Source organism: Amycolatopsis sp. NPDC021455, from assembly GCF_040640995.1.
Lineage (GTDB): Bacteria > Actinomycetota > Actinomycetes > Mycobacteriales > Pseudonocardiaceae > Amycolatopsis.
This window is the reverse complement of sequence record NZ_JBFACT010000011.1, coordinates 141,520-165,703: the sequence shown is the minus strand read 5'-3', so window position 1 is coordinate 165,703 and position 24,184 is coordinate 141,520. Positions and strand designations below refer to the sequence as shown.

Here is a 24,184-nt window from a genome sequence, read left to right as displayed (position 1 = left end):
CGTCGCGGACATCAGTGCCAGTACGGAGGACGGCACGGAAACCGGACGCGGAGGGGATACTGCTCGGGTGACGCGCAGCGAGCCGTTCGTCGGGCGGGCCGGTGCCGCGGCCGACCTGCGCGCGTGGCTCGCGGCGGCGGCCGGGGGCACCGGCGCGCTGGTGCTCGTCGGCGGCCCGGCGGGGATCGGCAAGACCCGCCTGGTCGAGACCGTCACCAGCCCGGCCGCGGTCTGGGGCCGGTGCGTCGACGACCCGGGCGCCCCGCCGCTGTGGCCGTGGCGGCGGGTGCTGCGGGCCCTGCCCGAGGCGGGCGCGGAGGTTTCCCGGGCGCTGGCCGACCTCGACGGCCGCGACGGCGCCGACCTGGTCGCGGCCCGGTTCCGGTTCGTCGCCGTGGCGGCCGACGCGCTGGTCGACGCGGCCGGCCCGGACGGCCTCGTCGTGGTCCTCGAAGACGTCCACTGGGCCGACGAGGCGTCGCTGCGGCTGCTGCGGCACCTGGCCGGGGAGATCCGCCGCTCCCGGCTGGCCGTGGTCGCGACCTACCGCGACACCGGCCCGTCCGGCCCGCTCTTCGAGGCGCTGCCGGACCTGCTCGGCCGGCCGGGCACGGAAAGCCTCCGCCTGGACCCGCTGACCGAGCCCGACGTCCGTGCCTACCTCGCCGAGGTCGGCCGGGCGGGCGTCGACGCCGCGGACGCGCTGCGGCGCTCGGGCGGGAACCCGCTCTACCTCAAGGCGGTGGCCCGGTCCTCGGCGACCGGCGGCGGCGAGGCCGAGCTGCGGCACCTCGTCCGCACCACGGTCGCCGGGCTGGACCCGGGGACGCGGGAGCTGCTGGCGATCGCCTCGGTCCTCGGCGAGGAAGTCGACGCGCACGTCGTCGCCGAAGTGGCCGGGCAGCCGGCAGACGACGTCGTCGCGGCGCTCGACCGCGCGGTGCGTGCCGGGGTCCTGCGGCCCGCCGTCGCCGGTTCCCGGCGGTTCGCCCACGCCGTCGTGCGCGACGGGATCTACGCCGACCTCGACCAGGGCGTCCGCGAGGAGCTGCACGCCCGGACAGCGGCCGCGTTGGAACACCGGGCCGAGCCGGGGGTGGTGGCCGGGCACTGGCTCCGGGCCGCGGCGACGCCGGACGCCCTCGCCCAGGCGGCGGACTGGGCCGAAGCCGCGGCACGGGACGCCACCCGCTCGCTCGCGTTCACCGAAGCCGCGCGTTTCCTGGCCCTGGCGCTCGGCTGCCGCCGCCGCGCGGGCACCCGCGACGGGCTCGCGCCCCTGCTCGTCGACCTGGCGACGGCGGAATACCGGGCGGGCCGGTTCGCCCGCGGCCTGGAGCACGCGCGCGAGGCCGCGAAGCTGACATCCGATCCGGCGCTCATCGCCGCCGCGGCGCTCGTCGTCCGGGACACCTCGGCGCCCGACCTGCTGCCCGAGATGGCCGAACTCACCGCGACAGCGCTGGCGGCGGCCGGACCCGGCGCGGACTCGGCCGTGCGCGCGAAGCTCCTGGCCCAGTCGGCGGCCGTGACCGCCGACTACGGACGAGCCACCGAAGCCGCCGGAACCGCGGGCGAAGCACTGGCCCTGGCCGAGCTCTCCGGCGACCAGGAGGCCCTGCTCGACGCCGTCCGCGCCCGCATGAAGATCCGCCCGTTCGAGCTGCCCCTGGCCGAGCGGCTGCGGCTCGGCGCGCTCGCCGTGGAACTGGGCGGCACGGGACGGCCGCTCGTGGCGCTGTGGGGGCACAAGTGGCGGGTGGACGCGGCGTTCGAAGTCGGCACGGTGCCCGTCGTCGACGCCGAGCTGGCCGCGATCTCGGCGCTGGCCGCGACGACCCGGCTGCCGCTCGTCCGCTGGCACGAGCTGCGGCTGCGGGCGTCGGTCGCGGCCTACCGCGGGGCGTTCGCCGAGGCCCGCGAACAGAACCGGCTCGCGCGGGAGCTCGCCGAGGCGGAACTGGCCGAAGACCGGTCCACGGCCGGGATGTCCTTCGCCTTCGCCCAGCAGCTGGCGGACGTGGTCGGCGATCCGGCCGAGCTGCCCGCCGGCTACGACGAGCTGCTGGCGATCGCGCCGCCGTTGCCGATCACGGTCATCTCCCGGCCGTTGTGCGCCCTGGTCACCGGCCGCCGCGAGGAGGCGCGGGCGGAGTACGACGCTCTGCGTCCCCGGCTGCGCGACCCCGACTTCATCGGGCAGGCGCCGGGCATCGGGCCGAACCTCCTGCCGCTGCTGGAGGCGTTCGAGGACCGGGAGACGGCGGAGTGGCTCGCCGGGCAGCTGGCCGGCGCGTCACCGGTCGGCTCCGGCGGGGCGGGCACCTTCTGCAGCGACTGTTCCAGCAGCTGGGCGGGCCGCCTCGCCGCCCTCCTCGGGCGGCACGCCGAGGCCGTGCCGCTCTTCGAGGAGGCGATCGCGTGGGACACGCGGCTCGGCGCCCGGCCGTACGTCGTGCACAACCGCTTCCGGCTGGCGACCGAGCTGGCCGCGCTGGGCGAGCTGCCGCGGGCGGAGACCCTCGCCCGGCAGGCCGCCGACGAAGCCCGGCGGCTCGGCATGCCCGGCTGGGTGCGCGACGCCACCGCGCTGCTCGACCGGGTGCGCACCGAAGCCGACCCGTTGACCGGCCGCGAACGGGAGATCGTGACGCTGGTGGCCGGCGCGCTGAGCAACCGCCAGATCGCCCACCGGCTGGTGCTGTCCGAACGCACGGTGGAAAGCCACGTCCGCAGCGTGCTGGCCAAGCTGGGACTGGCGAACCGGACCGAGGTGGCGGCGTGGGCGCACCGCCGTGGTCTTACGCAGGATCGAACGCGAACACCGCTTCGGTGAACTGATCCGGGTCGAAGTCCATCGCCTGGTGCGCCTGCCCGCGCATCGGCACGACGTCGGCGCCCGGGATCAGCTCCGCGACCGCCTGGGCCGCCAGCCGGAGGTAGCCCGGGCTCTCCGTGCCCGCGAACAACCGGACCGGAACGGCGATCCCGCCCAGCCGCTCGTCGAACACCGTGCCCTCGACGACGTCCAGCTCGCGCGGGATCGTGGGCGCGGCGGCCACCCGCGCGGGCCAGACCGGCGTCGAACGCATCGCCTCGACGGCCGCCGGGGCGAGCCGGAGCGCCTCACCGAGGAAGATCTCCAGGATCCTTTCCGGGTCCTCGGCCGCCTTCATGCGGGCCCGCGCCTCCGGCCCGACGACGAACCCGCCCGGCTCCGGCCGCGGCGGTTCGTAGGCCACCAGCCGGCGGACCGCCTTGGTGAGCCGGACCGCTTCCAGCGCGCACAAGGCGCCGTAGGAATGCGCGACGAGGTAGACGTCTCCCCCGGCGGCTTCGGCGACCGCGGCGATGTCCTCGCCCTCGCGCCGGATGTCGTAGCCGGGCGCCTCGGCACGGCTGAGGCCGCGGCCGCGGCGGTCGACGAGGTACAGGCGGTAGCGCCGGGCGAGCCGGTCGCGGACCGCCGTCCAGCGCGTGTGGTCCGCGCCGGTGCCGTGGACGAGGACCATCGGCGGCCCGTCGCCGAGGGTCTCGAAGCCGATGACCGTCCCGTCGGGCGAGGTGACCGATGCCGTCATGGCCCCGAGGCTAACGACGAACTGCCGCACCGGCCCCGGCTCGCGCCGAAGACCGCGTGGGGGCAGCCTGTGCGGTGCTGTGAGGTCACTATGAGGTCGCTGTGCATCGGGCCGCGCACGCTGCGGATCCGGCGCCGCTGTGGTGATCTGGACCGGTGGCGATCAAGTTTCCCCGCACCGCGCTGACGGCCGCGGCGGCGTTGCTGGTCATGGGGACCGGGCTGGTCCTCGGCACCGGCACGACCGCCGACGACGCCTACGCCGCGGGCGCGCCGGCCCCGGTCACCACCCCGGCTCCGGCTCCGGCTCCGGTCACCACCGCCCCCGCCGCTCCGCCCGCCCCGAAGGCCGCTTCCCCGGTCGGCGCGCTGTTCGCGAACGGCAGCCACTACTGCACGGCGAGCGTCGTCCACTCCGGCGCCGGCGATCTCGTCCTGACCGCCGCGCACTGCGTGAAGGACGGCATGTCGTTCGCCCCGGGATACCACGACGGCGTGGCCCCTCTGGGAATGTGGACGGTGACCGGGGTGGCCGTCGCCGGGGGCTGGACGTCGTCGGCCGACCCGGATCTGGATTTCGCGTTCCTGACCGTCCGGCAGGCCGGAAACGCGAACTCCCTGGAAAGCCTCACGGGCGCGAACGTGCTCGGAACCGACCGCGGATTCGACCACCGGATCACCCTCACGGGCTACCCCGACACGAGCGATTCCCCGGTGGTCTGCGAAGGAACCACCACCCGTTCGGACACCTACCAAATGCGCGTGGCGTGCCCCGGTTTCCCCGACGGAACCAGCGGCGGGCCGTGGGTGACCGGCGGCGAGGTCATCGGCGTCATCGGCGGTTACCAGCTCGGCGGCGACACCCCGGACGTTTCCTACAGCGCGTATTTCGACGACGACATCGCGAAGCTGTACGCGTCGGTCACCGGCTGAAAACGCGAACCGGGCCCGTGTCTCTGGCGGAAGACACGAGCCCGGTTCACCTCTCGCGAACCCTCAGCAGGTCACGATGAGCCCGGTGAGCGCCGAGCACGTCTTCGACGCGCTGTCGTTGGCACTGTTGGGATCCGCCGGCGAGCTCGCCGTCCGCACCGCCGTCGTGGTGTACGAACCGAGCGCGAGCAGGCCGCCGTTCACGGAGAACTTCGGCGTCGCGGACGCGCCACTGGCCAGCGAAGCGACGTCACAGTTCACGGTCCGGGTGCCGCCGACGTGGACGCACCCGGCGCCACTGGCGAAGGACAGACCCGCGGGATACGTTGCCACGACCCGGATTCCGGTCGCCGCGGCCGGGCCGGTGTTCGTCACGGTCACCGTGTAGTCGATGCGCGCGTTCAGCCCGCCGTGGCCGGTGGCGCCCAGCGCGACCTTGACGTCGGCCTGCGTGGCCGGTTCGGCGATGGTGATCGTCGGCCCGTCGAGGATGTCGAAGGCGTAGTTGTCGCCGACGAACTGGTGCTGCAGCATGAAGGACCCGGGTGCCGCGGTGTCCTTGACGCGCAGGGTCCACACCGTGGTCTTCGTGCCGCCGGCCTCGAGATCGCCGAACGCGGCGCGGTAACTGCTGCCGGCCTGGAAGCAGCCGACCGCCGTCGTGTTGGTGCAGGACACGATGTCGACGACGTCGGTGATCGCGGTCGGGTTGCCGTAAATGGCACCCTTCGCGAAAGTCACCGTGAAATCGGTGGGGTTGTGAATGGTTTGCGTGACGGTGAATGTCTGCCCCGGGAGCACGGTGGTGGGACTGACTTCGACGGAACTGGTGGGCGTGTCCGCCTGCGCGGCGGGCGCGATCGCGATGAACGCCGTGGCCAGTGCGGCCACCGAGGACAGAATCGTGGTCCGTCGCCAGCTTCTTTGCATAGTCGTCATCTCGCTGTTCCGGTCCGGGGAATACCGCTCTGACAGATGTTGCGTGGTCTTTGTTGGACAGCCGACGCTGATCAGTCGTCTCGCTTCTGGAATTCGTTACCGCCATCCGGACGCGTCGCGGCACCACCGTCAGGAGGGACGCCAGCGGCCGTTCATCTCACCCGGGCGCGGCGGCGGGCCCGGCAGGTCGGGTCCCCCCGCCGCCAATCCCTCGATGAGCAGGGCGAGGTACCGGCGCCTCAGCTGCGCGGTGCGCTCCGGGTCGTCGACGCGGATCGCCGCGCAGCACTCGAGGATCATGCCGATGTCCTCGGCGACGGCGTCCGGGCGCAGGCGCCCGCTCTCGTGGGCCCGGGCGACCAGGCCCGCCGCCAGCTCGTTGGCCCGGCGGGCGTCGTCGCCCATCTCGGGCGTCGGCGTGAACGTGCCCGCGAGGTGGACGGTCAGCGAGTGCACGTCGGCGTCCACCACCCGGGTGAGGAACCCGGTCAGCGCCGTCCAGCCGTCGGGCTCCCCGGCCGCGGCTTCGGCTTCGTCGATGAACCGGCGGAGGCCGTCGTGGCAGAGCCGGCACAGCAGCACCTCCTTGCTGGGGTAACGCCGGTAGAGCGCGCTGATCCCGACCCCCGCACGCTCGGCGACGTGCGAGATCGGCGCCTTCGGGTCCACGAGGAAGACCTGGCGGGCGGCATCGAGGATGACGACGTCGTTGCGGGCGGCCTGGCCGCGGCGGCCGGGCAGGGCTGTCTCACTCATGGCCCGAGATTAACACTGGAACGGATCATTCCGCTCTGGTAGAGTTCGGAACGAAGCATTCCGTTCCAGCTTGAAGGAGTCAGCCATGACGGTCCCCGCCCTCCGCCCGTTCCGCGCCGAGATCCCCCAGTCCGCCCTGGACGACCTGCAGAACCGCCTGCGCGGCGCGCTGTGGCCGGACGACCTGCCCGCCGAGTACGGCGTCACGAACGAGCGGGTCCGTGAGCTGGCCGAGTACTGGCTGGAGAAGTTCGACTGGCGGGCGTTCGAGGCGCGGCTCAACGCGTACCCGCAGTTCGTGACGGAGATCGACGGCGAGACGATCCACTTCCTGCACGTCCGCTCGTCGCGGGAGGACGCGACGCCGCTGGTGCTGACGCACGGTTGGCCGGGTTCGATCGTGGAGTACCTCGACGTGATCGGCCCGCTGACCGAGCCGGCGTCGGCGGACGAGCCGGCGTTCCACCTGGTCATCCCGTCGCTGCCGGGCTTCGGCTTCCCGGGCCCGGCCCGGTCGGCGGGCTGGGGCACGCACCGCACGGCGGCGGCGTGGACCGAGCTGATGAGCCGCCTGGGTTACGAGAAGTACGGCGCGGTGGGCAACGACGCGGGGTCGATGGTCTCGCCGGAGATCGGCAGGCTCGCGCCGGAGAAGGTCGTCGGCGTGCACGTCACGCAGCTGTTCGCGTTCCCGTCCGGCGACCCGGCCGAGATGGCGGACCTGAGCGAAGCGGACCAGGCCGCGCTGGCGCACCTGCAGTGGTTCTACGAGAACATGTTCTCCTTCAACACGTTGCACAGCCAGCAGCCGCACACGCTGGCGTTCGCGTTGGCGGACTCCCCGCTGGGCCTGCTGGCGTGGAACGCCCAGCTGTTCGGCGAGCACCTCGACCCGGAGTTCGTGCTGGCGAACGTGGCGCTGTACTGGCTGACCCGCACCGGCGGTTCGTCGATCCGCTTCTACTACGAGGACGCGCACACGACGGCGCACCCCGAGGGCCCGACGACGGTCCCGACGGGCCTGGCGATGTTCGCGGGCGACTTCCAGTCGATCCGCCGGTTCGCCGAGCGTGACCACGCGAACATCGTCAGCTGGAACAGCTACGACGTCTCGGCGAGCTCCGGCGGTCCTCGCGACGCGGCGGGCCACTACGCGGCGCACGAGGCCACGGAGGTCCTGGTGGGCGACATCCGCCGGTTCTTCGCGAGCCTGAACCGCGGCTCGGCGTGGCCGGTCCTGGCTGCGGCCCACAAGGCCCTGCGGTCGGCGGTCGCCGGTGTCACGGACTTCTCAGCCCCGACGCCGTGCTCGGAGTGGAACGTGGCGCAGGTCCTCCAGCACGCGGCGGGCGACCAGCTGGGCTACGCGGCGGCCATCACGGGCACGGGCGGCCCGGACTTCAACCCGTTCGCCCCGTCGGGCGAGCTCACGGGCGAGGCGGCGGACTTCCTGGAGCCCACGCTGCAGGCCGCGGCGGCGGCCTTCGCCACGGTGAAGCCGGACGCGGCGGAGGTCCCGACCCCGTTGCCGCAGGGCGCCCTCCCGGCAGCGGTGGCGGCAGGCGCGGCGGCCCTGGACGCGGCGGTCCACGCCTGGGACATCGCGGTGGCAACCAGCCAGGCATCCCCGCTGACGCCGGAGCTGGCCGAGGCCCTGCTGCCGGTGGCGAAGCAGCTGGCGGAACCGCTGCGCGGATTCGCCTACGCCCCGGCCCTGGAGGGCCCGGCCGACGATGGCCCGGTGCCGTCACTGCTGCGCTACCTGGGCCGCGACCCCGAGTGGACCGCCTGAGACCCCTGAGGCCGAGCTTGCCGGGGAACCCCACGGTTCCCCGGCAACGGGCACGTCACGCCCCGCAGCCGCGGCAGCCCTCCCCACGGTGGTCGAGTCCCGGGGGCCCAGCGCCCCCTTTGAATCCCGCACTGGCGTGAACCGCACGCTGAGGGATGACCTGCCCCAAGATCGCCCAGACCTCCCCGCAACCCCGATACGAAGCCGCAACACGGACGGCAGTGCCGGGTCAAGGCACGCTTTCCCGCCTTGACGCGGTACTGCCGTCCGTAGTCACAATCGGGCTTCGGGGTGGTGGGCCACCGAGCTTCGGGCGGTGGGCCACCGAAGTGCCGAAACCCCGATCCTGACTGTCCGCACAGGCCGAGAACCCACATTCGGCGCATCCCGCGGCCCCCCACCCCTGGGTACGGTGACCGCATGACGCGCAAGGCGGTCGCAGTCCGGCGGGAGGAGATAGTGCTCGCCGCGCTCGAGCAGATCCAGGCCCGGGGCATCGCCGGGGTCCGGGCCGCCGACGTCGCCAAGGCTCTCGACGTCAGCACCGCGCTGATCTTCTACCACTTCGGCACCCTCGAAACGCTCGTCATCGAGGCGTTCCGGCAAGCCGCCGAAAAAGACCTCGCGAACCTGAGCGCCGAACTCGCGCGCGGCGGCCCGGCCGACAGTCGCCTGCGTTCGGTTCTCAACCTCTACGGGCCGGCCCAGCCCGCCAACGGCTGGAAACTCTGGATCGAAGCGGGCGCGGCGGCGATGCGCGACTCCCAGCTGCGCGCCGTGCTGCAGCGGCTGGACCTGCGGTGGCGGGACGCCGTCGTCGCGTTGATCGCCGAGGGGGTCGGCGCCGGGGTGTTCCGCTGCCCGGATCCGCACGGCGCCGCGTGGCGGTTGACCGCTCTGCTCGACGGGCTCGCGGTGCAGGTCGTCGCGCGCGAGGGCACGGTCACCACCGGCGACTGCGCCCGGTGGGTCGAGCAGGCGATGGCGTACGAGCTCGGGTATTGACCGGGCGATCAGGAGGGGCGATGACGGAACAGGCCTTGCTCGAAGTGGCGTGGACCGATCCGGTCACCGGGTGCCGCGGCTACCTGGTGATCGACCGGCTGGTCCGCGGCGTGGCCAGCGGGGGCCTGCGGATGCGCCGCGGCTGCACGCTCTTCGAGGTCCGCGGCCTGGCCAGGGGCATGACGCTCAAGGAGGGGCTCAACTACGACCCCGACGGCCGGTACGTCCCCCTGGGCGGAGCGAAGGGCGGCATCGACTTCGACCCGTACGACGAGCGCGCCCGTGACGTCGTCGCCCGCTACCTGCACGCCATGCGCCCGCTGATCGAGCAGTACTGGACCATGGGCGAGGACCTGGGCCTGCGCCAGGACGTCATCGACGGCGTGATCGCCGAGATCGGCCTGCTCAGCCCGGTGCAGGCGGTGTACCCGCTGCTCGAAGACCGGGAAGCGGCGACAGCCCGGCTGGCGGAGGCGTTCCGGATCGAGGTCGGCGGCCTGGGGCTCGACGAGCTGGTCGGCGGGCTCGGCGTCGCGCAGGCCACGCTGACCGGGCTCGAAATGCTGGGCCTCGACAAGAACGAGAACCGGGCCGTGGTGCAGGGCTTCGGGGCGATGGGCGGCGCGACCGCGCGGTTCCTCGCCGACGCCGGGCTGCGGGTGGTCGGGGTCTCGGACGTGCGCGGGGTCGTCGTCAATCCCGCCGGGCTCGACATCGAAAACCTGCTGCGGCACCGCGACCGCTTCGGCGGGATCGACCGCGACAACCTGAAGCCCGGCGACGAGCTCCTCCCGCCGGAAGCGTGGCTGGACGTGCCGGCCGAGGTCCTCGTCCCGGCGGCCATCTCCTACTGCGTCGACAGCGACAACCAGGCCAAGATCGACGCGAAGCTCATCGTCGAGGCCGCCAACCTGCCGGTCACCCCGGACGCCGAAGAGCTGCTGGACGCCCGCGGCATCCGGGTGGTGCCGGACTTCGTGGCCAACTCGGCGACCAACTCGTGGTGGTGGTGGACCTTGTTCGGCGACGTCGGCGCGGACGCCGGCGAAGCGTTCGACAAGGTCCGGGCCCGCATGAGCGGGCTGGTGACCCGGATCTTCGAGGTCGCGACGCTGGACGGCCTGAGCCTGCGCGACGCGGCCCTGCGGCTTTCGGAGCGGAACCTGGAGGCCATCCAGGCCCGGTTCGGCTGAGGGAACGAGCTGAGGGAACGATTCGTCCCGTTCGGTAGTTGAACGCTCTATGAAACTCGGCATCTACAGCTTCGGTGACCGTGCGCCGGACCCGCGCACCGGTGAGCAGCTGACCGTCGCGCGGACGCTGGCCAACACGCTCGAGCGGATCAAGCTCGCCGACGAGCTGGGCCTCGCCTTCTACGGCCTCGGCGAACACCACCTCGACCAGTACGCCATCTCCAGCCCGGGCACGGTGCTGGCCGCCGCGGCGAGCGTCACGAACCAGATCACCCTCAGCTCCGCCGTCACCGTGCTGAGCACCGAGGACCCGGTCCGCGTCTACCAGCAGTTCACGACGCTCGACCAGCTCAGCCACGGCCGCGCCGAACTGCTCGCCGGGCGCGGGTCGTTCACCGAGTCGTTCCCGCTGTTCGGCAACGACCTCGGCGACTACGACGAGCTCTTCGAGGAGAAGCTCGCGCTGCTGCTGCGCATCGACCGCGAAGACCCGCTGACCTGGTCCGGCAAGTTCCGGCCGCCGCTGGAGAACGCGCGGATCCTGCCCCGGCCGTACGGCCGGCGCCTGCGCATCTCGGTCGGCACCGGCGGCAACCCCGAGTCGTCGATCCGCGCCGGGCTGCTCGGCCTGCCGGTGGTGTACGCGGTGATCGGCGGACAGCCCGAACGCTTCGCCCCGCTGGTCGACCTTTACCGCCACGCCGGCGAGGCGGGCGAACAGGACCCCGCGGACCTGCACGTCACCATGGGCGCGATCGGCTTCATCGCCGAGAAGTCGCAGGACGCCAAGGAGACGTTCTACCCGTACTGGCTCGAGACGATGAAGTACGGTGCCCGCGCCCGCGGCTGGGCGGTCCCGACCCGCGCCGAGTACGACGCCTATACCGACGGCGCCCAGGCGTTGTTCGTCGGCAGCCCGCAGGAGATCGCCGAGCGGCTGATCGAGGTCGGCAAGCTCACCGGCGCGGACCGCTACGCGATGCAGATGGACTGGTCCGGCGTGCCGCACGCCGACGTCATGCGGGCCATCGAACTCCTCGGTACGGAGGTGCTTCCGTTGGTGGAGAAGGAGTTCTAGACGTCGTTCGCGGCGATGTAGCCGAACGTCATCGCCGGGCCGATCGTCGACCCCGCGCCGGCGTAGCTGTGGCCCATCACCGCCGCGCTCGCGTTGCCGGCCGCGTACAGGCCGCGGATCACCGTGCCGTCCGGGCGGAGCACGCGCGCCCGGGCGTCCGTGCGCATGCCGCCCTTGGTGCCGAGGTCGCCGGGGACGAGCCGCAGTGCGTAGTACGGCGCCGCCCGCAGCTGCGCCAGGCACGAGTTCGGCGACACCGACGGGTCCGTGTAGTAGTGGTCGTACGCGCTCGCGCCGCGCCGGAAGTCACTGTCCACACCGGACCGCGCGAAGCCGTTGAACCGGTCCACAGTGGACTTCAGTGCGGCCGGGGGCACGCCGATCTGCGTGCCGAGGTCCTGGATCGTCGAAGCCTTGAAGACCGCGCCGGCGGAGTACCAGGCGTCCGGGAACGGCAGCAGCGGCGCGATGTCGCGGAACAGGTACCGGTTGCGGTAGTTCTGGTCGACGATCAGCCACGCCGGGATGTCCGGCGCCGTCGGGTTCTTGTCGTACATCGTGTGCACGACGTCGCTGTAGGGCGCGGCTTCGTTGACGAACCGCTGCCCGGCCTGGTTCACGATGAGCCCGCCGGGCAGGGTGCGTTCGGCCAGGCAGAAGTACGGGTCGCCGGGGGTCGGGATGGCCGGGCCCCACCACGCGTCGTCCATCAGGTCGAGGGCGGCGCCGGCGCGCTGCCCGGCGCGGTGGCCGTCGCCGGTGTTCTCCTTCGCGCCGACCGTCCAATCGGTACCGATCGGCTGCCGCTGGTACTGCGCGCGCATCGCCGCGTTGTGCTCGAACCCGCCGGAGCCGACGATCACGCCGCGACGCGCCCGCACCAGCCCCTGCGGCGTCAAAACCCCGGTCACCGCCCCGTTTTCGACGTTCAGGTCGACGAGCGGGGTGTTCAGCAGCACCGGGACACCGGCCCGCTGCAGACCCACGCGCAGTCCGGCGGCCAGGGACTGCCCCATGGTGAGCGGCTTCTGCCCGGCCAGCGCGGCGGCCGTGCCGCGGGCGAGGCACTCGGCGGCGACCGCGGCACCCTTGGCGTTCACCAGGGCCAGGTTCAGCCACTTGTAGTCGGCGCTGAAGACGACCAGCCCGGGCGGCGTCGCGAGGTAGGGCGGGTTCAGGTTCGCCAGCTCGGCGCCGAGCAGCTTGCCGTCGAACTGGTCCGGCTCGATCGACCGGCCGTTCGGCAGGCCGCCCGGGAGCTCCGGGTAGTAGTCGCTGTAGCCCTCCATGAACCGGAACCGCAGCGGGCTGTTGGCCATGACGAACGAAATCATCTCGGGCCCGTTGCGCAGGAACGCCTCCTGACGCGCGGCCGGCACGTCCGGGCCGACGACGGCGGCGAGGTACTGCGCGGCCTTCGCGGGCGTGTCGGGCACACCCGCGGCGAGCAGGACGGGGTTGTTCGGGATCCAGATCCCGGCGCCGGAGCGGGCCGCCGAGCCGCCGAACGTCGGAGCCTTCTCGAGCACGACGACGCTCAGCCCGCGCTTGGCCGCCGTCAGCGCCGCGGTCATGCCCGCCGCGCCCGAGCCGACCACGACGACGTCGTACTCCGCCGGCGCCGGGGCGGCGTTCGCCGACGGGGCCGCGAGCCCGGCCGTCACGGCGAGGGCTGCGCCCGCGGCGCTGCCGCGGAGGAGCTGGCGGCGGGTCAGGTCGGCATCCATGGCGCACTCCTCGCTCGCGGAACGGCGAGGCCATGATTGTCCGCGGCGCCCAGAAACTGAAACAGGTTCTACCCGCTTGGAGCAGCCGGGACCCCTGCCGTTGCGCCGGTGGCGCCAACCGGTGACGACGTTCGGCGCAAGGCGCTCCGCCCTTTGTGGACGATCACGCGAAAGTTGACGAGGCCCTCACCTTCTGGATAACTTGAGGACAGTCTCAACTTTCTCCGAGGAGGTTCTCTTGCCCGAAGTGATCGCTGTCCTGGGTGCCGGCCCCGGGCTCGGCTTGTCGATCGCCCACCGCTTCGGCCGCGAAGGCTTCACGACGGCGCTGGTCTCGCGCACCGACACGCGGCACGCGGCCTACCGCGAGTCCCTGTCCGGGATCACGGCGCACACGTACACCGCCGACGTGACCGACGAAGGGCAGCTCAAGGCCGTCCTCGACCGCATCACGGCGGAAGCCGGCGAGATCGGCACGGTGTACTTCGGGCCCGCCGACGCCACGGCCGGCCCGGGCATCACCCCGCTGACCGAAGCGGGCGCCGACGCCCTGCGCACGCCGTTCGAATCGCTGGTGCTCCCGGCGGCGAGACTCGTCGAAGCCGTGCTGCCGCGCATGCTGGCGCGCGGCTCGGGTTCGCTGCTGTTCGCGGGCGGCCTGAGCGGCAAGTACCCGATGCCGATGCTCGGCAGCCTCGCCCCCGCGTCGGCGGCGCTGCGGATGTATGTCCTGACCTTGCACGCGGCCCTGCGCGAAACCGGCGTCTACGCCGGGACGCTGACCATCGGCGGCCTCATCGAACGCGGTGACATCCACCGCGTGTTCACCGAGCAGGACCACGGTTTCGCGGTGGGCACGCTGAATCCCGACGACCTCGCCGAGAAGGCGTGGTCCCTCTACGTCGCGAGGGATGAAGCCGAAGCCGAGTTCAACGCCATGGCGGCGGTCTAGGCGAGGTAGGCGAGTTCCGGGTGCGCGGCGAGGTAGCGCTCGAGCAGCCGCCGCGCCACCGAAACCGAGTCGACCAGCGGGTGCAGCGCGAACGCCCGCAGCGCCGCCGCCCGCGAACCCGTCGTCGCCGCTTCGATCGTCTCCCGCTCGACGGCCTTGACCGCCGTCACCAGGCCCAGCGCGTGGTCCGGCAGCGGCGCGGCGGCGACCGGGCGGGCGCCGTTCGCGTCGACGACACACGGCACCTCGACGACGGCGTCCGCAGGCAAGCCCGCAAGTGCGGAACCGTTGCGGACGTTGAGGATCAGCGTCGTGCGTTCACCACCGGCCAGGGCACGCATCAACGCCAAGGCGACCTTCTCGTAGCCACCTCCTTCGAGATCGTCACGCTCCCCTTCGCGCGTCTCGGCCATGTACGTCGCTTCGCGCTCCAGGCGCGTACGTTCCCACGAAGCCAGCGAAGGCTCTTCGTAGAAGCCGCGTTGCTGCTCCACCAGGAACGCGCCGCGCGATTCCGAACCGGCGGCCTCTCGCGCGAAGTAGTAATAGTGCAGGTACTCGTTCGGCAGGGAACCGAGGGCGCGCAGCCAGTCCGCACCGAAGAGCTTGCCCTCTTCGAACGACTCGAGCGCGGCCGTGTCGGCGAGCAGCCGCGGCAGGACGTCCTCGCCGCCGACGCGGACCGCGCGCAGCCAGCCCAGGTGGTTGAGCCCCGCGTAGTCGAACCACGCCGTCGCCGGGTCGATCCCGAGGGCCCGCGCGGCGCGGCGGCACAGCCCGACCGGCGAGTCGCAGATGCCGATCACGCGGCCGCCGAGGTGCGCGGCCATCGCCTCGGTGACCATCCCGGCGGGGTTGGTGAAGTTGATGACCCACGCGCGCGGCGCCAGCTCCCCGATCGTCCGCGCGAGGCGGACGGCGACCGGGACGGTCCGGAGCCCGTAGGCGATCCCGCCCGCCCCGACCGTTTCCTGGCCCAGCACCCCTTCGGCGGCCGCGATCCGCTCGTCGAGCTGCCGGCCGCGCAGGCCCCCGACGCGGATGGCGGAGAACACGAAGTCCACATCGGACAACGCGGTGGCGAGGTCGGTGGTGGTCCGCACGCGCGGCGCGCCGTCCACTCCGGCGGCCTGCTCGGCGAGGACGCGTTCGACCGCGGCGAGACGTCCGGCGTCGACGTCGTGCAGGACCAGCTCGGTGACGTGCCGGCCGGTCAGCAGTGCCCCGTGCACGAGCGGCACGCGGAACCCGCCGCCGCCGAGGATCGCGAGCTTCACCGCGGCGATCCCCCCATCGAGTGAGGGCCTGCCGCGCGGAGGATCAGCTCGTGCCGCATCCGGCGACCCTAGCAGCCGGATTCACGCAATCCGTGGTCGAAGGACCACAGCTCTTGCGAATCCGGCGCGGCTGACGCACGCTCGGGCGCACGCCAGCTTGATCCCCAGGAGGCGCCCGTGCCGGCCGAGCCCGCCCCCGAAGTCGATGTCTTCCTGTCCGGCCTGCTGTTCTTCGACCTGGTCTTCACCGGGCTCGAACAACCGCCGTCGCCGGGCACGGAGGTGTGGACGGGCGGCATGGGCTCGGGGCCGGGCGGGATCGCGAACTTCGCGGTCGCGCTGAGCCGCCTCGGCCTGCGGACGTCGCTGGCGGCCGCGTTCGGCACGGACGTCTACGGGCGGTACTGCTGGGACGTGCTGGCCCGGCAGGAGCACATCGACCTGTCGCGTTCGCGGCGGTTCCCGGAGTGGCACTCGCCCGTCACGGTCTCGCTGGCCTACGCGGGCGACCGCGCGATGATCACCCACGGCCACCCGCCGCCCGTCCCGGTCGCAGAGCTGGCCGGCTCGCCGCCGCTGAGCCGCGCGACCGTCGCGCACATCGGCCTCGACACCGCCGAGTGGGTCCACACCGCGCACCAGGCGGGCAGCCTGGTGTTCGCCGACGTCGGCTGGGACCCGTCGGAGGCCTGGTCGGCCGCGCTGCTCGAACAGCTGGCGTGCTGCCACGCGTTCCTGCCGAACGAGGTCGAGGCCATGCGCTACACCCGCACGGACACCGCGGAGGCGGCGCTGTCCCGGCTCGCCGAGCTGGTGCCGATCGCGGTGATCACCCGCGGCGGCGCGGGCGTCGTCGCGGTCGACGGCACGACCGGCGAGACGGCGGCGGTCCCGGCCCTCCCGGTCGACGTGCTGGACGCGACGGGCGCGGGCGACGTCTTCGGCGCCGGTTTCGTCGCGGCGACGCTGACGGGCTGGCCGCTGGCGGAACGCCTCCGGTTCGCCTGCCTCACCGCGAGCCTGTCGGTCCAGCACTTCGGCGGCGCGCTGGCCGCGCCGGGCTGGCACGAGATAGCCGAGTGGCACGCCCGCACCCGGCGTCCGGACTACGCGTTCCTGGACGAGGTCCTCCCGGCGGAAACGGTGGCGGGCATCCGCCGCGGACCGGTGACCCTCGGCTTCGGCGACGACAGCTGGCGCTGATCTTCGGACACAGCACCCCCCGGCGGGAATCCGTGTCACGATGGGAGCGGCAGTGCCGGAGGGGAGGTCGCCTGTGCCCAGGTGGGAAGAGCACGCCCTGCCGCCCGCGGCGGAGGCCCGCTTCGACCGCTTCTCACCATCCGGCCCGAAGACGTCGCTGCTCAGCGTGCCGGGCGCGGTCGGCGCCGCGGTGGCCGGCTTCACCCCGGTCGGCGACGTCATGGGCTGCGTCGTCCACCAGGTCGGCTTCACCGAAGCGAGTACCTGGGCCGCCGACCGGATCACCCAGCTGGCGCTGGTCCTGCGGCAGGGCTACGAGACCGCGCTCGACCGGCTCACACAGGAGGCGGCGGCGCTCGGCGCCCACGGCGTGCTCGGGATCGACTTCACGATCACTTCGAGCGACGAGATGACGCAGGAGTTCGTCGCCCTCGGCACCGCCGTCCGCGCCGAGACGAAGCACCGGCCACGCCGGCCGTTCACCACCGAGCTGCCCGGCGAGGACGTCGGCAAGCTGATGCGGGCGGGCTGGGTCCCGGCGCGGGTCGCGGTCGGCGTGGCCGGCCGGGCGTTCACCGACGCCTGGGGACGGCCCATGGTCAGCGCGTGGACGTGGAACACCGAGGTCACCATGGCCACGGAACTCGCCACCGCCGTGCGCGCCGCGGCCCGGGCGGAGTTCGCCGAAGAGATCCGGGACAGCGGCGCCGACGGCGGCATCGTCTCGGACCTGCGCTTCGAGGTCTGGCCGGTGCACGACGTCGCGGTGGCCGCCATCGCCACCGTGACCGGCACCGCGATCGCCCGCTTCCGCGAAGGCCCGGCCACCCCGGCGGGCGTGCTGCGGATGCTGCCGTTGAACCGTTCCTGAGGAGGCTTCGTGACGACCGCGGATCACATCCCCGAGGACGCGATGCGCCGGCTCGCCGAAATGCGACCCGGCCAGAAGACCAGCCTGTTCACCTCGGACCTGACGGTCAACGAGTTCCTCCTGGTCCGCGAGGCGGGGTTCCGGCCGCTCGGACTGGTGCTGGGCTCGAGCATCTACCACGTCGGGTTCCAGCGGGGCCAGTGGAGCAAGAACCAGGAGCTGGACCGGCTTTCCCAGGCGATGTACCACGCACGCGAACTGGCGATGTCCCGGATGGAGACGGAGGCGGACGTCCTCGGCGCGGACGGCATCGTCGCGGTCCGCCTGGAGATCGAGTTCAAGGAGTTCGGCACCGACCTGGCGGAGTTCGTCGCCGTCGGCACGGCGGTGAAGGCCGAGGAACCCGGCGAGTGGCGCAACAACACCGGGAAGCCGTTCACCTCGGACCTGTCCGGACAGGACTTCTGGACGCTCGTGCAAGCCGGCTACGCCCCGCTGGGGATGGTGATGGGCACCTGCGTCTACCACATCGCGCACCAGCGGTTCCGGCAGATGGTGGGCAATCTTGGCCAGAACGTCGAGATCCCGCAGTACACGGAGGCGTTGTACGACGCCCGCGAGTTGGCGATGTCGAGGATGCAGGCGGAGGCCGAGCAGCTGGCGGCGGAGGGCATCGTCGGGGTGCAGCTGCTTTCGCTGCCGCACCACTGGGGCGGGCACACGACGGAGTTCTTCGCGATCGGCACCGCCGTGAAGCCGTTGCGCGCCGATCACCGCATCGCCAAACCGCAGCTCGTGCTGCCGCTGACCGACTGATGGACGGGCTGGACTTCCACCTGCTGGTGGCGGCGTTGCGCACGGACCGCGCGGACGTCGAGTCCTACCACCGGGTCCTGTCGGAGACGCTGGCCGGCGCACTGCCCCCGGACATGGTCGAGGTCACGCACCGCCGGACGTTCGCCGACCGCGTCGCGGGCCGGGGCGGAAAAGCCGTGTCGGTGCGGGTGAACACCCCGGACCGGGTGCTGGTGCTGCGCACGTCCGAGCACGGCGGAGTGGCGGCGGAGATCCACCACGTGGTCCGGGGCGTGGTGATCAGCCGGAAGCAGGCCGCCGTCGACGACTGGCTCGAGGCGCTGGCCCGGGAGTTGGCAGCGCTGGCGGAGAAGGACGCGAAAGCACGAAGGGCGCTCTCGCGGCTGCTCGGCGGCTGAGAAGTCGTTGCTGCACAAGGGCTGTGCATCGGGGGCCGGAACGAGCGCCCCCGATGCACAGCCTAGCGGGTGGGTACGACGAAACCGCGAGCCGCGCTATGCCACCGTCACCAGCAGGATCTTGTTGTGGCTGTTGTGCGGCGTGCTGTCCTTGTCACCGTCCACACTGGTGGCCAGCCACATCCGGCCGTCCGGGGCGGGCTCGACCGTGCGGAGCCTGCCGTACGTGCCGTTGAAGAACGTCTGGAAGTTCGTCAGCGAGCTGCCGCTGATCACCGCGCGGTAGAGCCGCGTGCCGCGTTGGCAGGCGACGTACAGCGCGTCGTGGATGATCGTGATGCCACTGCACGAGCCCTGCGCCACCGGATAGGTCTTCTTCGGCGCGATGAACCCGGCGGTCCCGCACGAACCCGACGTCCCTTCGCACGACGGCCAGCCGTAGTTGCCACCCTTCACGATCAGGTTCGTCTCGTCCATGATGCTGTTGCCGAACTCCTGCTCCCACAGCCTGCCCTGCGAGTCGAACGCCAGCCCCTGGACGTTGCGGTGCCCGTAGCTCCACACCGCGTTGTGGAACGGGTTGTCCGCCGGGATCGAGCCGTCCGGGCTGATCCGCAGCACCTTTCCGTTGAGGCTGCTGGTGTTCGACGCGTTGTCGCCGTTCTGCGCGTCACCCGTGCCGGCGAACAGGTACCGGCCGTCCGGGCTGAACCGCAGCCGCCCGCCGTTGTGGAACTTGTTGCGCGCGATGCCCGTCAGCAGGATCTGCTCGGTGCTCGTGGTGAGCGAGTCGGCGGCCGGGTCGTACTTGATCCGCACGATCCGGTTGTCGTTCGGCGACGTGTGCATGATGTAGAGCCAGTGATCGGAGGCGAACGTCACCGGGTTGATCTCCAGCCCGGTCAGGCCGCCTTCGCCGTCGGTGCTCTGCACGTTCGGCACGACGCCGATCGTCTTCTTCGCGCCGGTCTTCGGGTTCAGGTGGACGATGTCGTGCGCGTCGCGCTGGTTGTAGAGGATCGTGCCGTCCGGCAGGGTCACCAGGCCCCACACGACGTCGTCGTCGGTCCCGACCTGCGTGGCGCCGCAGACTCCCTGCGATGGCGAGCAGGTCGAGCCGCCGGTCGTCGTGACGTCCAGGACCGGTGTGCTCGGCTCGCTGAGGTTGCCGTTCCCGTCGACGGCCCGCACCTGCAGGTGGTAGGCGGTGTTGGGGGTCAGCCCGCCGAGCGTGGTGCTCGCCGTGTCGGAGGTCCCGATCTGCGTGCCGGAGTCGTAGATCCGGTAGCCGGTGACCGCGACATCGTCGGTCGACGCGGTCCACGCGAGACCGATCGAGGTGCTGTTGACGGCGGTGGTGTGCACGTTCTCCGGCACGGACGGCGGCGTGTGGTCGTCCGACGGCGGCGTCTTCACCACGAGGGTGCCGCTGGCCTGCGAAACGTTGCCGGCCGCGTCACGCGCGTTGACGTAGAAGCCGTAGCTGCCGTTGGGACTGAGGTTCGAGCAGGTCGCGGTCAACGCGCCGGTCGTGCTGGCGCAGAGCTGACCGTCCCGGTAGACGTCGTAACCCACGACGCCGACCTCGTCGGTGGCCGCCGTCCACGAGATGGTCGCACTGGTCGGTGTCACGCCGACGAGGGTCGGCGTGCCGGGCGGCGACGGCGGGACGACGTCGCCGCCCGAGCCGTAGACGCCGAACTCCTGCAGCGAATAGCCCTTCGACGCGTCGGTGCGGCACCGTTTGGTGCCGTACATCCGCACGTAGCGGCCGGTGCCGTCGAGGGAGGTCAGGTCCTCGACACCGCCCTTTCCCGCGGTGGTCGCGTAGATCCGCGTCCACGTGGCGTGGTCGGCGGAGGTGTCGATCTCGTAGGCCGTGGCGCACGAAGCGTCCCACTGCAGCCGGACCCGGCTGACGTGCACCGCCGCACCGAGGTCGACGTAGATCCATTGCGGATCGACGCCGGCCGCGCTGGCCCAGCGGGTCGCCGAGTCCCCGTCGACCGCGTTCGCCGCCGGACAGCACCCGCCGGACGAGGATGCTGTCACCGGCTTCCCCTGCGACAGCAGCGGATCCGCGGCTTGTGCCGTCCCCGCCGCGGTGATCGTCCCGATGACGAGCGCGGCCACCGCGGCCACGATCGTCCCCACCCGAATCCGTCTGGTCATCCCGTCCTCCACACAGCCGGTGCGGAGGATGGATCGACGACGCGAGACAACACGCCGCGACTCGCCTCCGCGGAACACTGCCGCCGCGGCTCCCGTCTGCTGCGCGCACGCCCGGGCCCGTCGGTGAACGACCCGTCGGCACAGGCAGAGGCGGATGCCTGACGACGACGGCGGGGTTCTCCGGGACCGGGACCGACCTGGAGCCAGGGCGATCTCGGGAAAACCCTACGAGCGGAACGTCCGGCCGGTCAACCGGCACCGGCGCGGCTTCCCGCTCACCGGGCAGAGGCGCGAACCCGTTGAGGGAGAAGAAGTTCAGTCCGGCATCACCCGCCCGAGGAAACCCCGGATGTACCCGGCGATGGCGTCCAGGTGCGACTCCAGCGCGAAGTGCCCCGAGTCGAGCAGGTGGATTTCAGCGTCGGGCAGGTCACGGCCGTAGGCACGGGCACCGTCGGCGACGAAGATTTCGTCGTTGCCGCCCCAGACGGCCAGCAGTGGAACCTGGCTGGTCCGGAAGTACTCGTGGAACTTCGGGTACAGCGCGATGTTGTGGTGGTAGTCGGCGAGCAGGGCCATCTGGATCTCCGCGCCGCCGGGCCGGTCCAGCACGGCCTGGTCGTGGATCCAGACGTCCGGGCTGACCAGCGACGGGTCGGGCACGCCGTCGAGGTACTGCGCCTTGGTGGCTTCGATGGTGACCATGCTCCGCAGGTCGTCCTCGGTCAGCGTGCCGGCGGCCAGCTTCTGCGTCAGCCCGGCGCCCAGGCCGTCGACGTAGGCGTTGCCGTTCTGCGTCACGATCGCGGTCACCCGCTCCGGGTTCGCGGCCGCGATCCGCAGGCCCACCGGCGCACCGAAGTCCTGGATGTAGAGCGCGAAGCGGCCTAGGCCGATCTGGTCGAGCAGGCCGAGGGTGAGTTCGGCGAGCGCGTCGAAGGTGTAGGTGAACTCCTCCACCGAAGGCGCGTCGGACGCGCCCGCGCCCAGGTAGTCCGGCGCGACGACGTGGTACCGGTCGGCCAGCGCCGGGATGAGGTGCCGGTACATGTGCGAACTCGTCGGAAACCCGTGGAGCAGGACGATCGTGGGCGCCCCGGCGGGTCCGGCCTCCCGGTAGAACAGCCGGTGCCCGCCGACGGTGGCATAGCGGTGATGCACGGTGACCATGACTTCTCCTCACGTCTCATGGATACTCGTTTATTTATCCATGAGATCAGGTAGGCTGTCAACGGATTGGGCAAACTGGCAACGGACTCGGGAGGCGAACGTGGTCACTGCGGCACCCGGCGAGGACAGCTCGCCCGCGCTGGCATTGGTCAACACCTGGCGGCTGAGCACCACCGGCGAGGTCGACGAACTCGCCGAGCCCGGCGAGGCCACCGAGTGGCTGCGCCGGCACGACCTCCCGGCAGTCACCCTCGACCCGGACGACCTGAGCCGCTTGACCACGCTTCGCACCGCGGTCCGCGAGCTCCTGGCCGCACTGGCAGACGACCGCTCACCGGACACGGCCGCAGTGGCGACGGTGAACGCGGCCGCCCGCGCCGACGCCGCCGCACCCCAGCTCGGCTGGCAAGCCGGACCGCTGCGCGAGTGGCACAGCACCCGGCCGGGCAGCCTCGACGAAGCCGTGGCATCCCTGGCTCGCGACGCGATCGACGTCGTCAGCGGCGACCTGGGCCGCCTGGTGCGCCCCTGCGAGGCCCACGGCTGCGTCCGGTTCTTCTTCCGCGAGCACGCACGACGCCGCTGGTGTTCCACCACCTGCGGCGACCGGGTCCGCGCGGCCCGGCACCAGCGTTTGGTGGTCGAACAGCGCGAAGCGTCCCAGCAACGCTCCTGAGCGGGCCCGGCCTCGCCCTCAGCGCCGATCGACCGGTCGGATTCCGGCCCGAACTCACGTCAGCCACGCATCGCCTCCCTCAGGCAGGCCTCGAATTCGATCGGCCACCCCCTTACCTGCGTTCCCGATCGCGCTCACTCCGCCGCGAACGCCGCCGAGCGGCTCACCTCGGCCCATTCGGCCACCTCCTCGCCGCGAGCGCGTTCCGACCGTTGCACTGCTTCGACCGCGTCCGCGCCGAGGAGCAGCCGTAGGGGTGGCCTGTCGAGCCGGACCAGATCGGCGAGGATGCGAGCCGCCCGCGCCGGGTCGCCCTGCTGCTTGCCGTCGCTCGCGTCGCGCAGCCGGTGCATCTCACCCACCGACGCCTCGTACTCCGGCCGGACCGGGGCACGTTCCATCGATGCGCCTTGCCAATCCGTGCGGAACGCGCCCGGCTCGACGATCGTGACCTTGACGCCGAACGGCTTCGCCTCCGCGTTGAGCACCTCCGAGAACCCCTCCACGGCGAACTTCGCCGCCTGGTAGGCGCCGAGGCCCGGCGATCCGCCGACCCGGCCGCCGACCGACGAGAACTGCAGGAAGTGACCCGAGCCCTGCTCGCGGAACACCGGCAGCGCCGCTCGCGTGATGTTGACGACCCCGAAGAAGTTGGCCTCGACCTGCGCCCGGAAGTCTTCCTCGGCCATGTCCTCGATGGGTGCGCTGTTCGCATAGCCGGCGTTGTTGACCACGACGTCGAGACCGCCGAACTCGCGCAGCGCGAACGCGACCGCCTCACGCGCGGCCTCGGCATCGGTGACATCCAGCGCGAACGCGCGGACCGCGCCGCCGAACTCGGCCACCAGGTCTTTCAGCTGCTCCGGCCGGCGCGCGGTGGCGACCACCCGGTCGCCGTCCTCGAGTGCCGCCCGCGCCAGCTCCCGCCCGAACCCGCGGGAACTGCCGGTGATCAGCCAAGTCTTGCTCATGATGCCCTCTCCTAACTGTTCCGGTGGCGGTAACCAACCGGTTGGTTATCTCAGGAAACACCTCAGACCCGGGTTTGTCAACCAACCAGTTAGTTGCTAATGTGGTCGGCATGAGAGACGCGGCGGAGACGAAGCGGCGACTGCTGACCGCCGCCACGGAGGAGTTCGCGGAACGGGGCATCGCAGGCGCCCGCGTTGACCGGATCGCGGCCGCCGCCGGGTGCAACAAGGCGATGATCTACTCGTACTTCGGCAGCAAGGACAACCTGTTCGACGCGGTGTTCGGCGAATCGGTCGCCCGGTTCGTCCTCGACGTCCCACTGGACACCAGCGACCTGCCCGGCTACGCCGGAAAGCTCTTCGACCGGTACGAAGAGCGACCGGACGCGCTGCGGCTGGCGATCTGGCACCGGCTGGAACGCCCCGAAGGCAAGTGGGTCACCGAGATCGTCCTGGCCAACGAAATCCGGCTGCTCGACCTGGAGCGTGCCCAGAAGGAAGGGAGACTGTCCGACCACTACACACCGATGGAACTGCTGGTGCTGATCCAGTCGGTCTCGACGGCGTGGACGACGACCAACTCGGAACTCGGCGTGCGCACCAACATCCCCCGCGAGGAGCGGCGGGCGCTGGTGGTGGACGCGGTCCGGCGGCTGATCGCGGAGCACTGACGAA

General features: G+C 71.9%; 21 protein-coding genes. 13 read left to right on the top strand and 8 right to left on the bottom strand.

From position 1 onward, the window contains the following. The first annotated feature begins 67 nt into the window (after positions 1-67). Positions 68-2,836, top strand: a complete 2,769-nt coding sequence (locus AB0G28_RS16905; RefSeq protein ID WP_361089162.1) for an AAA family ATPase — start codon at positions 68-70, stop codon at positions 2,834-2,836. Here AB0G28_RS16905 and AB0G28_RS16900 read toward each other — a convergent pair. Continuing rightward, positions 2,802-3,581 carry an alpha/beta hydrolase gene (locus AB0G28_RS16900; RefSeq protein WP_361089160.1) on the bottom strand — a complete coding sequence of 260 codons (780 nt, stop codon included), beginning with the start codon at positions 3,579-3,581 and terminating at the stop codon, positions 2,802-2,804. The genes AB0G28_RS16905 and AB0G28_RS16900 overlap by 35 nt on opposite strands. Positions 3,582-3,736: 155 nt before the next feature. Here AB0G28_RS16900 and AB0G28_RS16895 point away from each other — a divergent pair, with 155 nt between their 5' ends. Continuing rightward, a complete protein-coding gene (locus tag AB0G28_RS16895; protein ID WP_361089158.1) occupies positions 3,737-4,513 on the top strand; it encodes a serine protease in 777 nt (258 codons plus the stop codon). A gap of 63 nt (positions 4,514-4,576) precedes the next feature. Here the strand turns inward: AB0G28_RS16895 and AB0G28_RS16890 are convergent, their stop codons facing one another. Continuing rightward, positions 4,577-5,404, bottom strand: a complete 828-nt coding sequence (locus AB0G28_RS16890) for a DUF11 domain-containing protein (protein ID WP_361089156.1) — start codon at positions 5,402-5,404, stop codon at positions 4,577-4,579. A gap of 177 nt (positions 5,405-5,581) precedes the next feature. After that, positions 5,582-6,208, bottom strand: coding sequence for a helix-turn-helix domain-containing protein (locus AB0G28_RS16885; protein ID WP_361089154.1), 627 nt, complete (start codon positions 6,206-6,208; stop codon positions 5,582-5,584). An 85-nt stretch (positions 6,209-6,293) separates the two neighbouring features. Between AB0G28_RS16885 and AB0G28_RS16880 the strand changes: the two genes are divergently transcribed. The 4 genes from AB0G28_RS16880 to AB0G28_RS16865 all read left to right on the top strand — a co-directional run bounded on the left by AB0G28_RS16880 (position 6,294) and on the right by AB0G28_RS16865 (position 11,276). Continuing rightward, positions 6,294-8,000, top strand: a complete 1,707-nt coding sequence (locus AB0G28_RS16880) for a TIGR03086 family metal-binding protein (protein WP_361089152.1) — start codon at positions 6,294-6,296, stop codon at positions 7,998-8,000. A gap of 420 nt (positions 8,001-8,420) precedes the next feature. Next, a complete protein-coding gene (locus tag AB0G28_RS16875) occupies positions 8,421-9,005 on the top strand; it encodes a TetR family transcriptional regulator C-terminal domain-containing protein (RefSeq protein ID WP_361089150.1) in 585 nt (194 codons plus the stop codon). A gap of 20 nt (positions 9,006-9,025) precedes the next feature. Next, a complete protein-coding gene (locus tag AB0G28_RS16870; protein WP_361089148.1) occupies positions 9,026-10,198 on the top strand; it encodes a Glu/Leu/Phe/Val dehydrogenase dimerization domain-containing protein in 1,173 nt (390 codons plus the stop codon). A gap of 49 nt (positions 10,199-10,247) precedes the next feature. Beyond that, on the top strand, positions 10,248-11,276 hold the full coding sequence (locus AB0G28_RS16865) for an LLM class flavin-dependent oxidoreductase (RefSeq protein WP_361089146.1): 1,029 nt from the start codon (positions 10,248-10,250) through the stop codon (positions 11,274-11,276). Here AB0G28_RS16865 and kstD read toward each other — a convergent pair. Beyond that, on the bottom strand, positions 11,273-13,003 hold the full coding sequence (kstD, locus tag AB0G28_RS16860) for a 3-oxosteroid 1-dehydrogenase (protein ID WP_361089144.1): 1,731 nt from the start codon (positions 13,001-13,003) through the stop codon (positions 11,273-11,275). The genes AB0G28_RS16865 and kstD overlap by 4 nt on opposite strands. Positions 13,004-13,241: 238 nt before the next feature. Here kstD and AB0G28_RS16855 point away from each other — a divergent pair, with 238 nt between their 5' ends. After that, on the top strand, positions 13,242-13,955 hold the full coding sequence (locus tag AB0G28_RS16855; protein WP_361089142.1) for an SDR family NAD(P)-dependent oxidoreductase: 714 nt from the start codon (positions 13,242-13,244) through the stop codon (positions 13,953-13,955). On the opposite strand, the gene AB0G28_RS16850 is transcribed toward AB0G28_RS16855, so the two are convergent. Further along, positions 13,952-15,232 carry a 6-phospho-beta-glucosidase gene (locus AB0G28_RS16850; RefSeq protein WP_361089140.1) on the bottom strand — a complete coding sequence of 427 codons (1,281 nt, stop codon included), beginning with the start codon at positions 15,230-15,232 and terminating at the stop codon, positions 13,952-13,954. The genes AB0G28_RS16855 and AB0G28_RS16850 overlap by 4 nt on opposite strands. Before the next feature lie 177 nt (positions 15,233-15,409). Between AB0G28_RS16850 and AB0G28_RS16845 the strand changes: the two genes are divergently transcribed. The 4 genes from AB0G28_RS16845 (at position 15,410) to AB0G28_RS16830 (ending at position 18,520) form a co-directional block, all read left to right on the top strand. Then, positions 15,410-16,435 carry a carbohydrate kinase family protein gene (locus tag AB0G28_RS16845; protein ID WP_361089138.1) on the top strand — a complete coding sequence of 342 codons (1,026 nt, stop codon included), beginning with the start codon at positions 15,410-15,412 and terminating at the stop codon, positions 16,433-16,435. A 73-nt stretch (positions 16,436-16,508) separates the two neighbouring features. Further along, a complete protein-coding gene (locus AB0G28_RS16840; protein WP_361089136.1) occupies positions 16,509-17,306 on the top strand; it encodes a heavy metal-binding domain-containing protein in 798 nt (265 codons plus the stop codon). 9 nt (positions 17,307-17,315) lie between these two features. Further along, positions 17,316-18,122, top strand: coding sequence for a heavy metal-binding domain-containing protein (locus AB0G28_RS16835; RefSeq protein ID WP_361089134.1), 807 nt, complete (start codon positions 17,316-17,318; stop codon positions 18,120-18,122). Continuing rightward, a complete protein-coding gene (locus AB0G28_RS16830; RefSeq protein ID WP_361089132.1) occupies positions 18,122-18,520 on the top strand; it encodes a hypothetical protein in 399 nt (132 codons plus the stop codon). The genes AB0G28_RS16835 and AB0G28_RS16830 overlap by 1 nt, the downstream gene beginning before the upstream one ends. Positions 18,521-18,616: 96 nt before the next feature. Here AB0G28_RS16830 and AB0G28_RS16825 read toward each other — a convergent pair whose 3' ends face one another. Together AB0G28_RS16825 and AB0G28_RS16820 are read right to left on the bottom strand one after the other, a co-directional pair. Next, a complete protein-coding gene (locus AB0G28_RS16825) occupies positions 18,617-20,692 on the bottom strand; it encodes a PQQ-dependent sugar dehydrogenase (RefSeq protein ID WP_361089130.1) in 2,076 nt (691 codons plus the stop codon). Between the two features lie 315 nt (positions 20,693-21,007). Next, positions 21,008-21,862, bottom strand: coding sequence for an alpha/beta hydrolase (locus AB0G28_RS16820; RefSeq protein ID WP_361089128.1), 855 nt, complete (start codon positions 21,860-21,862; stop codon positions 21,008-21,010). Between the two features lie 100 nt (positions 21,863-21,962). On the opposite strand from AB0G28_RS16820, the gene AB0G28_RS16815 reads away from it, so the two are divergent. Continuing rightward, on the top strand, positions 21,963-22,538 hold the full coding sequence (locus AB0G28_RS16815) for a CGNR zinc finger domain-containing protein (RefSeq protein WP_361089126.1): 576 nt from the start codon (positions 21,963-21,965) through the stop codon (positions 22,536-22,538). 134 nt (positions 22,539-22,672) lie between these two features. On the opposite strand, the gene AB0G28_RS16810 is transcribed toward AB0G28_RS16815, so the two are convergent. Then, a complete protein-coding gene (locus AB0G28_RS16810; protein WP_361089124.1) occupies positions 22,673-23,509 on the bottom strand; it encodes an oxidoreductase in 837 nt (278 codons plus the stop codon). A gap of 110 nt (positions 23,510-23,619) precedes the next feature. On the opposite strand from AB0G28_RS16810, the gene AB0G28_RS16805 reads away from it, so the two are divergent. Continuing rightward, positions 23,620-24,180 carry a TetR family transcriptional regulator gene (locus AB0G28_RS16805; RefSeq protein ID WP_361089122.1) on the top strand — a complete coding sequence of 187 codons (561 nt, stop codon included), beginning with the start codon at positions 23,620-23,622 and terminating at the stop codon, positions 24,178-24,180. Positions 24,181-24,184: the final 4 nt, after the last annotated feature.